13 protein-coding genes are annotated in these 12,435 nt (G+C 71.9%); 2 read left to right on the top strand and 11 right to left on the bottom strand.

The genetic code is table 11. The annotated features are described in order from the left end of the window. Nucleotides 1-64 precede the first annotated feature (64 nt). The gene (locus ACIPY8_RS15740; RefSeq protein WP_400820057.1) at nucleotides 65-514 is read right to left on the bottom strand and encodes a hypothetical protein; all 450 of its coding nucleotides are present in this window, start codon (nucleotides 512-514) and stop codon (nucleotides 65-67) included. A gap of 144 nt (nucleotides 515-658) precedes the next feature. Between ACIPY8_RS15740 and ACIPY8_RS15745 the strand changes: the two genes are divergently transcribed. After that, on the top strand, nucleotides 659-2,104 hold the full coding sequence (locus tag ACIPY8_RS15745; protein ID WP_400820060.1) for a DUF222 domain-containing protein: 1,446 nt from the start codon (nucleotides 659-661) through the stop codon (nucleotides 2,102-2,104). Between the two features lie 35 nt (nucleotides 2,105-2,139). Here the strand turns inward: ACIPY8_RS15745 and ACIPY8_RS15750 are convergent, their stop codons facing one another. From ACIPY8_RS15750 to hemE, 10 genes are all read right to left on the bottom strand, one after another. Beyond that, nucleotides 2,140-3,462, bottom strand: coding sequence for a glutamate-1-semialdehyde 2,1-aminomutase (locus ACIPY8_RS15750; RefSeq protein ID WP_400820375.1), 1,323 nt, complete (start codon nucleotides 3,460-3,462; stop codon nucleotides 2,140-2,142). A gap of 123 nt (nucleotides 3,463-3,585) precedes the next feature. Further along, nucleotides 3,586-4,563 (bottom strand): porphobilinogen synthase, encoded by a 978-nt coding sequence (gene hemB / locus ACIPY8_RS15755; RefSeq protein ID WP_400820063.1) that lies wholly within the window; start codon nucleotides 4,561-4,563, stop codon nucleotides 3,586-3,588. Next, nucleotides 4,560-5,351, bottom strand: coding sequence for a uroporphyrinogen-III synthase (locus tag ACIPY8_RS15760; protein WP_400820065.1), 792 nt, complete (start codon nucleotides 5,349-5,351; stop codon nucleotides 4,560-4,562). Before ACIPY8_RS15760 ends, hemB begins: the two co-directional genes overlap by 4 nt. Next, nucleotides 5,348-6,361: a hydroxymethylbilane synthase gene (gene hemC / locus ACIPY8_RS15765; protein WP_400820067.1), complete on the bottom strand. Its 1,014-nt coding sequence runs from the start codon at nucleotides 6,359-6,361 to the stop codon at nucleotides 5,348-5,350. Before hemC ends, ACIPY8_RS15760 begins: the two co-directional genes overlap by 4 nt. Nucleotides 6,362-6,368: 7 nt before the next feature. After that, nucleotides 6,369-7,046, bottom strand: a complete 678-nt coding sequence (hemQ, locus tag ACIPY8_RS15770) for a hydrogen peroxide-dependent heme synthase (RefSeq protein WP_400820069.1) — start codon at nucleotides 7,044-7,046, stop codon at nucleotides 6,369-6,371. Nucleotides 7,047-7,133: 87 nt separating this feature from the next. Continuing rightward, complete coding sequence (locus tag ACIPY8_RS15775) at nucleotides 7,134-7,481, bottom strand: hypothetical protein (protein WP_400820071.1); 348 nt, start codon at nucleotides 7,479-7,481, stop codon at nucleotides 7,134-7,136. After that, the gene (locus ACIPY8_RS15780; RefSeq protein WP_400820074.1) at nucleotides 7,468-7,875 is read right to left on the bottom strand and encodes a phage holin family protein; all 408 of its coding nucleotides are present in this window, start codon (nucleotides 7,873-7,875) and stop codon (nucleotides 7,468-7,470) included. Before ACIPY8_RS15780 ends, ACIPY8_RS15775 begins: the two co-directional genes overlap by 14 nt. 2 nt (nucleotides 7,876-7,877) lie before the next feature. After that, nucleotides 7,878-8,309, bottom strand: coding sequence for a hypothetical protein (locus tag ACIPY8_RS15785; RefSeq protein ID WP_400820077.1), 432 nt, complete (start codon nucleotides 8,307-8,309; stop codon nucleotides 7,878-7,880). Between the two features lie 180 nt (nucleotides 8,310-8,489). Then, complete coding sequence (gene hemG, locus ACIPY8_RS15790) at nucleotides 8,490-10,037, bottom strand: protoporphyrinogen oxidase (RefSeq protein ID WP_400820080.1); 1,548 nt, start codon at nucleotides 10,035-10,037, stop codon at nucleotides 8,490-8,492. Beyond that, nucleotides 10,034-11,053, bottom strand: a complete 1,020-nt coding sequence (gene hemE, locus ACIPY8_RS15795) for a uroporphyrinogen decarboxylase (protein WP_400820082.1) — start codon at nucleotides 11,051-11,053, stop codon at nucleotides 10,034-10,036. The genes hemG and hemE overlap by 4 nt, the downstream gene beginning before the upstream one ends. A 62-nt stretch (nucleotides 11,054-11,115) precedes the next feature. Here hemE and ACIPY8_RS15800 point away from each other — a divergent pair, with 62 nt between their 5' ends. Beyond that, nucleotides 11,116-12,420 carry a glutamyl-tRNA reductase gene (locus tag ACIPY8_RS15800; RefSeq protein ID WP_400820084.1) on the top strand — a complete coding sequence of 435 codons (1,305 nt, stop codon included), beginning with the start codon at nucleotides 11,116-11,118 and terminating at the stop codon, nucleotides 12,418-12,420. Nucleotides 12,421-12,435: the final 15 nt, after the last annotated feature.

The following is a 12,435-nucleotide window of genomic DNA, read 5'->3' on the forward strand; positions in this document are numbered from 1 at the left end:
CGCTCCTCGAACGACGAATGCCCTCCGCACCGATCGGCGTGGAGGGCATTCGCGTCTTCGAGGACTAGGCGGGCCGGGGGCGGATGACGGGCCGCCGGCGCTGCTTGGACACGGGCGTCGGCGCGGTGGCGACGATCTCCTCGACGTCAGCGGCCTCGGCGGAGACGTCGAGCCGGAGAGCCTGCGTGAGCGCGAGGCCGTGTCGCGTCGTGAGGATCAGGCGTCGGAACTGCGGGTCGCCCTCGAGATCGATCACGACGCTCGGACGGTGCCGCCGGATGAGCACGAAGTCGACGCTGCCCGCGGCCTTCCAGCTCCCCGAGGCGAGGACTCCCGGGATGTGCGTGCCCGGGTTCGGCACGCCGCGCAGCCACGTCCACGCGTCGTCGGTGAGCTGGACCTTCGTGATCGTCTCTCGCGCGATACGGAGGTTGTCCCGATGGAAGCTGGCCGCGCGCTCGATCGGGGAGAGCACGACCTCGAGTTGCGTCTGGTCCAGCAGCAACGTCACCATGCGTACAGTCTGCCAGCGGCACCCTGCCAGTTGCCTGCGTCTTCTTCACAGGACCACAACGATCCCTTGTCCGTTCCCACCATCACGCCCTCGTTCATTCCGATGTTCTGCTCGAGTTTCGAACAAATCTACTAAACTGGAGGCATGGCAGCAATTCCGGAACCCGACCTCGACCGCCGTCGCGCCCTGCTCGACGCCTGGGTCGAGAAGCGGCGACGGATCGCCGTCCTGGAGGCCCAGGCATCGTCGCTGCTCGCCGAGCGGATGACGTTGTCGCAGTCGGACGCGGCGGAGAACCCCTTCCATCGCGATGCGATCCATCGCTCGATGATCGCCGAGTACGCCGCGGCCGGACGCCTCTCCACCGGGGCGGTGGAGTACGCCTTCACCGATGCCGCCTTCCTCCACCGGAGCCACCCCGAGGTGCTCGCCGCGTTCCGCGCGGGGTCGATCACGGCCGCTCATGTGCGGGCGATCGTCCGCGAGGGCGGCATCGTGCGCGAAGCGGTCGACAACGGGATCGCGGAGCCCGGCGCGGTGAGCGTCTTCGATTCCGGTGCGGTGATCGTCGCGCAGAGCGAATCCCCCGCACGGACGGCCGTGCACGTGCGCGCTCTCGCCGCCGTCCTGGCCGGAGTCACGGTGAACGAGCGTCATGCCCGCGCGCGGTCGGAGCGCGCGGTGACCATGCGCTCCGTCGACGACGGTCTGGCGCTGCTGACCGTGGTCCTCCCCGAGCACCTGGCCGTCGCGATCATGGATCGCCTGACCCGCCTCGCACGCGGGGTCGTCGCCGCACGCGTGTCGGAGCCCGCGCGCGACGACCGAGCGATCTTCGGCGACGGCACGTTCACGACCGACCCGCTGATCGACACGGCGGCGGACCCCGAAACCCGACTCGCCGTCGATGGGGTGACCGATCCGGTCGAGACTCCCGAAATCGAGGCCCCCGAAGTCGAGACCCCCGACGGCGCTCGCCTCCCCGACGGTGCTCGCATCCCCCCGGACGACCGCACCATCGACCAGGTGCGCGCCGATCTGCTCACCGACCTGTTGCTCGCGGTCGACCCTTCCGCCGCGCACGGACAGGCTCTCGACGGCATCCAGGCCCGCATCCAGGTGACGGTCGCGGCGACGACGCTGGCCGGGCTGGATGATCGCCCCGCCGAGATCGACGGCGTCGGTCCGCTGCACCCCGACATCGCACGGGCCCTGGCGGGCCGCAACAGCGGATGGTCACGCCTCTTCCTCGACGCGCGCGGCCTGGTCACCGAGACCGACACGTACACACCCACCGAGCCGATGCGCCGGTTCCTCCGCGCACGCGACCAGCACTGCCGCTTCCCCGGATGTCGCATGCCCGTGCACCGATGCCAGGTCGATCACACCCACGATCATGCGAAGGGCGGCCGCACCGAGGTGCACAACCTCGGGCACCTCTGCGCGACCCATCACGTGCTCAAGCATCCGGACATCGCCGACGACCATCGGTGGAGTGCGCGACAGCTCCCGGACGGGACGATCGACTGGCTCAGTCCGCTCGGACGCTCCTACCGCGACGTCCCACGGCCACGCGTCATGTTCACGTGACTCGGGTCATGCGATCCGGATTCGTGCGCCGCGTGTCAGGCGTGGGCGTCTGCCGCGGCCTGGGCGGCGACGGGCAGAGCCGCCTCGATGCGCTGGAGGTCCTCGTCACCGTGAGCGGCAGTGAGGAACCACGCCTCGAAGACGCTCGGCGGCAGAGCCACGCCCTGCGCCCGCATGCTGTGGAAGAACGGGGCGTACCGGAACGACTCCTGCGCCTGCGCCTCCGCATAGTCTCGCGGGGCGGCCGCACGGAAGGACGCGTTGAACAGGTTCCCGGCGTGGGCGACCGCGTGCGGGACTCCCGCGTCGGAGAGAGCGCTGTCGAGGGCGGAGGCGACGCGTGCCGCCGCAGCGTCGACCGCGGCGTAGACCTCCGGGGTCGCCAGACGCAACGTCGCGAGGCCGGCTGCGACCGAGAGCGGGTTCCCCGACAGGGTGCCCGCCTGGTACACGGGGCCCACCGGCGCCAGCAGGTCCATCACCTCGGCGCGGCCCCCCAGCGCGGCGAGAGGCATCCCGCCGCCCACGACCTTGCCGAACGTGACGATGTCCGGGGCGTACAGCTCTCCGGCCGCGGCCTGCAGACCCCAGAACCCGGCGGGGTGCACGCGGAAGCCCGTGAGCACCTCGTCCAGGATCAGGAGCGCGCCGTGCGCGTGCGCGGTCTCGGCGAGGAAGCGGTTGAATCCGGGCTCCGGCGCCACGACGCCCATGTTGGCGGCGGCGGCCTCGACGATCACGGCGGCGATGCGGTCGCCGTGCTCCGCGAACACCGCGTCGAGCGCATCCCGGTCGTTGTAGTCGATGACCAGGGTCTGCGCGGCGATCGGCGCCGGCACACCGGCCGAGCCGGGCAGCGCGAGCGTGGCGACGCCGGACCCCGCGGCCGCGAGGAGACCGTCGGAGTGGCCGTGGTAGTGCCCGGCGAACTTCACGAGCAGGTCGCGGCCCGTGGCACCGCGAGCCAGTCGGATCGCGGTCATCGTCGCCTCGGTGCCCGTCGACACCAGACGCACGCGCTCGATCGGCGCGGCGTCGCCCACCCGCACACGGTCGGCGATCAGCTCGGCGAGCTCCACCTCGCCCTCGGTCGGGGCGCCGAAGGACAGACCGCGCGCAGCGGCCTCCTGCACCGCGGCGACGACCTCGGGATGTGCATGTCCGAGCAGCGCCGGACCCCAGGACGCGACGAGATCGACGTACTCGACGCCCGCGGCATCCGTCACCCGCGCCCCGCGCGCCGAGGCCAGGAAGCGCGGCGTGCCCCCGACGGACCCGTACGCCCGCACCGGCGAGTTCACGCCACCGGGGATCACCGCACGTGCGGCGGAGAACAGGTCGTCATTGCGGTCGGTCACAACGCGGTCGGGCACAGCACACTCCTCAGACGTCGCCCGGAAGGCTCCGAGCACGCGTTCCAGGCTAGCCCGAGCCGCTGGGTACGGGACTCAGGACCCGAGCCGCCCGTCAGGAAGGGGCGCTCAGCCGCGCAGCCAGCGCGCGGCCTCGGTCGCCCAGTACGTGAGCACGGCATCGGCGCCCGCGCGACGGATCGACAGCAACGACTCCAGGATCGACGCACGACGATCGATCCACCCGTTCGCCGCGGCCGCCTCGATCATGGCGTACTCGCCCGACACCTGGTACGCCCACACGGGGATGTCGACGGCGTCGCGCACCTCGCGCAGCACGTCGAGGAACGCCATCGCGGGCTTGACCATGACGATGTCGGCGCCCTCCTGCTCGTCGACGACGGCCTCGCGCACGCCCTCGCGCCGGTTGCCCGGGTCGAGCTGGTAAGTCCGACGATCTCCCTTCAGCTGCGAATCCACGGCCTCACGGAACGGACCGTAGAAGGCGCTCGCGTACTTCGCCGCATAGGCGAGGAGCAGCGTGTCGGTGAACCCCTCGGCGTCGAGAGCCCGGCGGATGACCGCGACCTGGCCGTCCATCATGCCCGAGAGCCCCAGGAGCTGCGACCCGGCCCGCGCCTGCGCGAGCGCCATCGATGTGTAGCGCTCGAGCGTCGCGTCGTTGTCGACCGAGCCGTCGGCCGCCAGGACACCGCAATGCCCATGGTCCGTGAACTCGTCGAGGCACAGGTCCGTCTGCACGACCAGCGCGTCACCGACCTCGGCGGCGAGCGCCTCGGTCGCCACGTTCAGGATGCCTCGCGGATCGTCCGCCCCCGAGCCCCGCGCATCGCGCACGGCCGGCACGCCGAACAGCATGACGCCGCCGACACCGGCCTCCGCGGCCTCGGTCGCGACGGCCCTGAGCGAGTCGAGCGAGTGCTGCGCGACGCCGGGCATCGAGCCGATCGGCTGTGCCTCCGTGAGGCCCTCGCGCACGAACACCGGCAGCACCAGCTGGCGCGGCTCGATCGAGGTCTCGCGCACCAGGCCGCGAACCGCCGGCGATCGGCGCAGGCGACGCAGTCGCACGTCGGGGAAGCTCACGGCGCCAACTCGTCCGCCGCGTGCGGAAGCGTGAACGTCGACACCGCGTCGATGAGAGCGTCGACGGTCTGCCGGTCGGCCACGACGGTGATCGGGAGTCCGGCCTTGTCGGCGTCCCTCGCCGTGCGCGGACCGATCGCCGCGAGCAGGGTCTCGTCGGGGATCTCCGGGAACTGCTCGCGCACCTGGGCCGCGACCGAGCCGCTCGTGATGAGGATCGCGTTGATGCGACCGTTCTCGACGTCGCGCTTGATGCGATCCGTCACCGGCACACCGACCGTGCGATAGGCCACGACGCTGTCGACGTCGTGCCCGGCCTCCTGCAGGTGGACGCTGAGCACGGGCTTCGCGATCTCGCTCCGCAGGGCGAGGATGCGCCGCGGCTCCGTCTCGAGAGCGATCAGCTGCTCGGCCATGCCCTCCGCCGAGTTGTCCTGATCGGGCACCAGGGCGACCTCGTAGCCGACGGCCTGGAGCGCCGCGGCCGTGGTCTCCCCCACGGCGGCGATCTTCGTCTCACGAGGCACGACCGCACGGTGCGCGAACATCACGTCGACGGTCGTCGCGCTCGTGACGGTCAGCCAGTCGTACGCGCCGTCCGCGAGCTGCGCGAGCGCCACGTCGAGGGCCGCCTGGTCCGTGGTCGGCGCGAAGTTGATCAACGGCGCCACCACGGGGACGGCGCCCTGGGCGCGGAGGCTCGCGGCGACGCCGTCGCCCCACGGCCCCCCACGCGGCACGAGGATGCGCCAGCCGCTCAGCGGTCGGTCCTGCTTCGGTTCAGTCATGAAGAATGCTCTCGGGAAACAAGGTCGGCCGCCCCTTGTTCGAGCAGCCGACGGGCAACAGTCAACCCGAGCTCGCGCGCTGCGTGCATCGGGTCTGCACCATCGGCAGCATCCGCCCCATTGCCACTGCCGTTCCGACGAATATACTCCCCGTTCAGCACCTCGGTGACGTCGAGACCGATCCGACGCTCCCCCTCAGGGGCGTACACGACCGTCCTGACGCGGATCTCGTCGCCCTGGAGGACCGCATGCGCGGCCATGGGGGCTTGACAACCGGCATCCAGCCCCTCAAGCACCGCGCGCTCGACCGTGATGGCCACGCGAGTGTCGTGATCGTCCAGTGCGGAGAGCGCGTCGAGGAGCTCCTGAGGCGCATCCGTACGCGTCTCGATCGCCAGAGCACCCTGCCCCGGAGCGGTCGGCCACTCGGCGAGTCCGAGCTCCTCACGGCGCAGGGGCGAGTCCGTGCCGAGACGCGACAGGCCCGCGGCGGCGAGGATCACGGCATCCAGCTCCCCCGAGGCGACGCGCTGCAGACGCGAGTCGACGTTGCCGCGCAGGTCGACGACTCTCGCGTGCGGAGACCGACGCCGCACCTGAGCGATGCGGCGGGGAGACCCCGTGCCGACCGTGCTGCCGGAGCGCAGTTCATGCAGCGGAGTGCCACCGCGGGTGATCGCGACGTCGCGGGCGTCCGCCCGCACCGGAGTGGCGGCGATCACGAGGCCGTCGGGGATCGCTGTCGGGAGGTCCTTGAGCGAATGGACGAGGAAATCGCACTCCCCCGCGAGCAGTGCCTCGCGCAGCCGCGTGGCGAAGATGCCCTGACCGCCGATCTCCGACAGCGAGGCGCGGTTCGTGTCGCCCTCGCTCGTGATCGGGACGAGCTCGACCGGGCGCCCGGACACCTTCTCGAGGGCCGTGGCGACGTGGCCGGACTGCGCCTGCGCGAGCGCGCTGCGCCGGGTGCCCAGCCGGATGGGTGCGGACCGGTTGATCGAGATGCTCATGGACGACCTACTGCAGGACGTCCGCGATCTCGTCGAACCGGAGTCGGCGCCCCGTGTAGAAGGGCACCTCCTCCTTCACGTAGAGGCGCGCATCGGTGTAGCGCAGGTCGCGCATCATGTCGACGAGGTCGGTGACGTCGTCGGCCTCCATCGGCAGGATCCACTCGTAGTCGCCGAGCGCGAAGGCCGCGACCGTGTTCGCGATCACGCCCGTGAACGCGGCGCCCTTGCGCCCATGGTCGGCGAGCATCTTCCGACGCTCCTCCTCCGGAGCGAGGTACCACTCGGGAGTGCGGACGAACGGGTACAGGCACAGCCAGTCCTTGGGCTCGACGCCGCGGAGGAATCCCGGCACGTGAGCGCGGTTGAACTCGGCGTCACGGTGCACTCCCATGACGTTCCACACCGGGAGCAGCGAGCGCAGCAGCTCGGTGCGACGCAGGCGGCGCAGAGCACGCTGCAGCTCCTCCGCGGTGTCGCCGTGCAGCCACACCATGAGGTCGGCGTCGGCCTTCAGCCCGGACACGTCGTAGAACCCGCGGACGGTGACACCGGAATCCTCGACGTAGCCCACGATGGTCTCGAGCTCCGTGGAGTCGGACTCGGTCACCGGGACGTCGGGATTGCGCCGCCACACGGCCCACAGGGTGAAGCCGGACGGGTTGTCTTCGCGCTCATCGGACATGGGACCAGTCTGCCCCCTTTGCGGAGGAGTAGCGAACGCGGGAGAGGACGTGCGCCGCGGGAGACCGCGTCGACGGATCCGCTCGGCTCAGCGGGAGAGTGCGCGCGCGATGACCCACACCGCGCCGCCGACCACGGCGGCGACGCCGACGGCAGCGGCGATCGCTCCGGCCGGGTTGCGGTTCGCGAACGCGCGGGCCTTCACGGCGGCGCGCTTCGACGCCTTGTCGATGCGCCGAGGGAAGTTGCCCTTGACCTCGATCGCGGCCAGCGCGGCCTTCAGCTCGGCGCGCGCCGACTCGACCGGGTCGACGATGCCGGCGGGCACCGCCGTCTTCGGCAGCGAGGTGAACGACGCCTGCGAGCCGCGTCGAGGATCGCGTGCCCCCGACCGCACCTGGCGGGGACCGCGGACCGAGTTGTCAGAGTTCGTCATCGCCGGCTTCCTTCACGAGTCGGAGGTCTTCGCCGATCGCCTGGGCGGGGTTCTCGCGGCGGAGCACCTTGCGGAACTTCAGGATGCCGAGCAGCGCGAAGAACAGCACGGCGAGGAGGAGGATGCCGAACACGGCGAGCGCCGACAGCCAGACCGGCCACCATGACGAGATCCCCGCGATCGCGAACACGAGGATCACGGGTACGGCCCAGAACAGGAAGAACAATGCGACGACGAACCAGATGGCGCCGATCCCGGCGCCCTTCGCCGTCTTCGCGACCCACTTCTTCCCGGCGTCGATCTCGGCCTTGACGAGGTTTCCGATCAGTTCGGGCAGGTCGCCGATCAGCGACAGCAGACTGTCATCCGCGCGATCGCGGTATCCCCGGGGCATGGTCAGTCACCGGACTTCGTCGTGGAGCGCGACGACGTCGATCGCGTGGATGCCGGCTTCTTCGCGGCGGGCTTCTTCGGCGCCGGCTTCTTGGCGGCGGCCTTGGCCTCGTCGACGGCGTCCTCGGTCGCGTCGACGACGTCCTCGGCGGCCTTGCGACCGGCGGCGACGGCGGCGTCGAGGCGCTGCCCGGCCGTGCCCCGGCCGTTCGCGGAGTTCACGACCTTCTGCACGCCCGACCAGATGGCTCCGGGGACGGCTGCGGCCTTGTCGCCGACGTAGCCCTTGACCTTCTCGACCTGCTCCTGCACGGGATCGAGGTGCCACACCTTGAGCCACTGCGTCTTGATCTGCTCGTAGCGCTCACGGCCGGCGCGCGTCCCGAGGACGTATCCCACGCCGAGTCCTACGACGAGTCCGATCTTCCCCTTCATGGGGTCTCCTCACGTTGTTCCGGTGCGACCGCCCGAGGGCGACCCGGCGGCTCGGCGCCGCCTGCCAGGTGTCCAGCGTAACGCCGTATGCCGAATCCGGCATCTATCGCACAGAGGGTTGACAGATCGACGACGATCGCCTTCGATCCCGGCCCGTCCGCGGCCGCGGGAGCGCTCGACTCAGTCCCAGAGCAGTGCACGGCGGAGACGGTCGGCCTCGTCGTGCGCATCGGGGACGACCTGCGCGAGACCGGTGCCGGCGAGCCATGCTCCGACCACGGCGAGACCGGATACGGCCTGCACGGCGGCGCGCGCGGCTTCCCGTCGCGCCGCCGAGCCGATGATGGACGCCGGCTGCGCCTGCACGAACCGCGAGCGGTGAGAGGCGAGGAGATCCGTCTCGGCGAACGACGCTCCGAGGAGTGCCCCCGCCTCCTGCAGCGCGAGTCGGGCCGCAGCCTCGTCGTCGAGCCCGGCGGTCGCCGCCGGCTCGCCCTGCGCGCCGAAGGACACACGGACGACGTGCCGATCCCCGGCGGCCTCCCGCACCCAGCTCCATTTCGCGCTCGAGTGCGTGAGCGCCTTCGCCGTGTGACTCCCGGGCACCGTGAGGACCCCGGTTCCGCGCGGAGCACCCTGCAGGGCGCGGGGCGCGAGGAGCAGGGTGACGATCTCGATCTCCGGGGACTCCGCCGCACCGGCATCCGACCACGCGGGGACCACTCCGGCGAGGAGCGAGCGTGCCGCCGTCTCGGACGTCGCGACGACGACGCCGTCGGCCTCGAGCTCGACGGGTTCTGGCTCCGGGGCCGCCGCGTCCGCATCCGCGGGCTCCGGCGAGTCCTGCTGCTCCGCGACGACGATCCACCGCTCGCCCGTTCGCGTCACCCCGGTCACCCGCACGCCGGTGCGCACCACGCCGCCGAGCTTCTCGATGTCGGCGACGAGCGCGTCCACGAGCGTGCTCATGCCCCCGCGCAGTCCCTCCACCGCTGCGCCGGGCGAGGTCGCCCGAGCCGCACGGGCCGCGCCCTCGTCGCGCAGGGCCTGCACCGCGCCGGACAGCGATCCGACGCTCGTGAGGGCCGCGTTCAGACCGGGCGCCGCGATCTCGACGTCGACGTCCTCGGGCGACGCCGAGTACACGCCGGTCGTGACGGGAGCGACGAGCCGGTCCCGGACCTTCGCGCCCATGCGGGTGCGGACGAGCCGGCCGAGGCTGTGATCGTGTCCGATGGTGAGCGGTGGGCGGAGACGGTCGAGGTAGGCGCGCCACACGCCCGACCAGCCGATGATCCGGCGCACGTCCTCCTGGAACGGGTTGCTCGGGATGCCGAGGATGCCGCCGACCGGGAGCGGAGCCGCGCCGACGCCGGGGATGCCCGCGAGCCACGCCCCGCCCGCGGCGGGAGCGACGATGCGGTCGACCAGCCCGAGGTCGGCGAGGAGTGCGCGCACGTGGCCGCCGCGGGTCGCGTAGCTCTCGGCACCGGCGTCGAGCACGACCCCGTCGAGGTCCGCCCGGCGGATCGCACCGCCGACGGCCCGCTCCGCCTCGAGCACGGTGACGCGCATGCCCACCTTGGCGCACTCGCGCGCGGCGATGAGCCCGCCGATCCCTCCGCCGATCACGACGACGTGGCGCTCCGCAGCATGCGCGGCACGGGCCTCGAGCTCCGCGCGCGACGTCGCGGCGGGATCGACACCGCCCTCCCGAACGCCGGTCATGAGTGGACGAGCTCGACGATGCGCGTGAGCTGATCGGGGTCGGTCTCGGGAGGGACGCCGTGCCCGAGGTTGAGGATGTGGCCCCTGGCGGACCGCCCGCGCTCGAGCACATCGCGGACGTGCGCCTCGAGCACCGGCCACGGCGCCGACAGCAGCGCGGGGTCGATGTTGCCCTGCAGCGCGGTGTCCGGACCGACGATCGCCGCAGCCTCGTCGAGCGGCAGACGCCAGTCGACCCCCACGCCGTCGGCGACACCGTCGAGACGCATGTCGGAGAGGAACGGCCCGGTGCCGACCCCGAAGTGGATGGTGGGGACGCCGATGCCGTCGAGGGCGGCGTGCGAGTGGGGGGCGACGAAGCGCCGGTAGTCGGCGGGGCTCAGCGAGCCTGCCCACGAGTCGAACAGCTGCACGACCGAGGCCCCCGCATCGCGCTGGATCTCGAGGAACCGCCGTGAGACGCGGGCGAGCCATCCGGCGAGACGCTCCCAGGAGTCCGGGTCCGCGTGCATCATGGCGCGCGCACGCAGATGCTCCTTCGACGGACCGCCCTCGACCAGATAGGCGGCGAGCGTGAACGGCGCGCCCGCGAAGCCGATGAGCGGGGTCTCCCCGAGCTCGGCGGTCACGATGCGCACGGCCTCGGCGACCGCGGCGCCGTCGAGCGACTCGGGGTCGATCGACGTGATGCGCTCGACGTCCGCAGCGGTGCGCACCGGGTTCGCGAACACCGGACCGCGGCCCGGCTCGATCTCGACGTCGACGCCCGCGAGGCGCAGCGGGATCACGATGTCGCTGAAGAACACGGCGGCGTCCACGCCGTGACGACGCACGGGCTGGAGCGTGATCTCGGCGGCGAGGTCCGGGGTGAGGCAGGCGTCCAGCATCCGCGTTCCCACGCGCAGCTCGCGGTACTCGGGCAGCGAGCGACCGGCCTGACGCATGAACCAGACGGGCGTGCGCTCGGGACGGGGACCGGTGAGGGCTCGCAGCAGCGGAGCGTCGGAGAGGGGCATGACTCCATCCTCCCACTCCGCCCCCAGACCGACCTGTGTGCGAGGAGGGGTAGACTCGTGGGGTGCTGCTGTGTGTCACGGCGAGTCACAAGACCGCCTCCTTCGAACTGCTCGAACGCCTGAGCCGCACCCCCGACGACGTCGCCTCCACCGTGGTGGACGCCGCGTCGTGCGTGCAGGGTGCTGTCGTTCTCGCGACGTGCAACCGCTTCGAGGCGTACGTCGAGATGGACGAGCCCGTCACCGCGGCGGGGGCGATCGGCGTCGAAGCCGTGCTCGAGGCGGTCGAGTCCGCGACCGGCATCACCGTCGGCGAACTGGACGGCGCGTACGAGGTCCACTCCGGTCGTCACGTCGCCGAGCACCTCTTCTCCGTCGCGTCCGGTCTCGAGTCCGTCGTGTCCGGTGAGGGCGAGATCGCCGGCCAGGTGCGCCGCGCACTCAAGAGCGCCCGCAAGGACGGCACGACCTCCCCCGAGCTCGAGCGCCTGTTCCAGCGCGCGAGCCAGGCGCAGCGCAAGGTCAAGAACGTCACGGCCCTGGGCCGCGCCGGACGCTCGCTCGTCCGTCTCGCGCTCGAGCTCGCCGACAGCCGCATCGCCGACTGGTCCGCCGAGCGCGTGCTGCTCGTCGGCACCGGCGCCTATGCCGCGGTCACTCTCGCGACACTGCGCGAGCGCGGCGCGCTCGACATCTCGGTGTACTCGCCCTCCGGTCGCGCGGAGAAGTTCGCCGCGAAGCACGGCCTCCGCGCGGTGCCGGCCGCGGACTACGCGCACGTCGCCTCGCGATCGAGCCTCCTGATCACCTGCACGACCGCGACCGAGCCTGTCCTCACGCCCGCGCATCTCGCGGCTCCCGCCGGTTCTGCCGCGGTCGGCTGCCCGGTCGCCTCGCACAGCCAGCTCGTGATCGATCTCGGCATGCCGCGCAACGTCGACCCGGCGATCGCCGCGCTCGAGGGCGTCGCCCTCCTCGACCTCGAGACCATCAGCCTGCACGCCCCGCTCGAGGAGCTGCAGGCGACGGATGCCGCGCGCACCGTCGTCCGCGAGGCCGCGGACACGTTCCACGTCGTCGGAAGTCGCCAGAGCGTCACGCCGTCGGTCGTCGCGCTGCGCTCGCACATCTTCTCCCTGCTGGACTCGGAGATCGATCGCGCTCGCGCGCGCGGCGATCAGGACGGCAAGGTCGAGCAGGCGCTGCGCCACCTCGCCGGGGTGCTGCTGCACGCGCCGACGACGCGCGCGCACGAGCTCGCCGACGCCGGGCGCGCCGACGAGTTCGCGGCCGCGCTCTCGACGCTCTACGGCCTGGAGCCGGTCGAGCCCGCGCACTCCGCCGTGGACGACGCCGCATCCGCCTGATCCGCGGCGCCCCGA

The organism is Microbacterium sp. NPDC089696 (genome assembly GCF_044749125.1).
Lineage (GTDB): Bacteria > Actinomycetota > Actinomycetes > Actinomycetales > Microbacteriaceae > Microbacterium.

What these genes read in the sequence shown, in the direction of transcription:
- ACIPY8_RS15740 (WP_400820057.1), bottom strand. Translation starts at nt 514, where the DNA reads ATGGTGACGTTGCTGCTGGACCAGACGCAACTCGAGGTCGTGCTCTCC.
- ACIPY8_RS15745 (WP_400820060.1), top strand. Translation starts at nt 659, where the DNA reads ATGGCAGCAATTCCGGAACCCGACCTCGACCGCCGTCGCGCCCTGCTC.
- ACIPY8_RS15760 (WP_400820065.1), bottom strand. Translation starts at nt 5,351, where the DNA reads ATGACTGAACCGAAGCAGGACCGACCGCTGAGCGGCTGGCGCATCCTC.
- hemC (WP_400820067.1), bottom strand. Translation starts at nt 6,361, where the DNA reads ATGAGCATCTCGATCAACCGGTCCGCACCCATCCGGCTGGGCACCCGG.
- hemQ (WP_400820069.1), bottom strand. Translation starts at nt 7,046, where the DNA reads ATGTCCGATGAGCGCGAAGACAACCCGTCCGGCTTCACCCTGTGGGCC.
- ACIPY8_RS15775 (WP_400820071.1), bottom strand. Translation starts at nt 7,481, where the DNA reads ATGACGAACTCTGACAACTCGGTCCGCGGTCCCCGCCAGGTGCGGTCG.
- ACIPY8_RS15780 (WP_400820074.1), bottom strand. Translation starts at nt 7,875, where the DNA reads ATGCCCCGGGGATACCGCGATCGCGCGGATGACAGTCTGCTGTCGCTG.
- ACIPY8_RS15785 (WP_400820077.1), bottom strand. Translation starts at nt 8,309, where the DNA reads ATGAAGGGGAAGATCGGACTCGTCGTAGGACTCGGCGTGGGATACGTC.
- hemG (WP_400820080.1), bottom strand. Translation starts at nt 10,037, where the DNA reads ATGACCGGCGTTCGGGAGGGCGGTGTCGATCCCGCCGCGACGTCGCGC.
- hemE (WP_400820082.1), bottom strand. Translation starts at nt 11,053, where the DNA reads ATGCCCCTCTCCGACGCTCCGCTGCTGCGAGCCCTCACCGGTCCCCGT.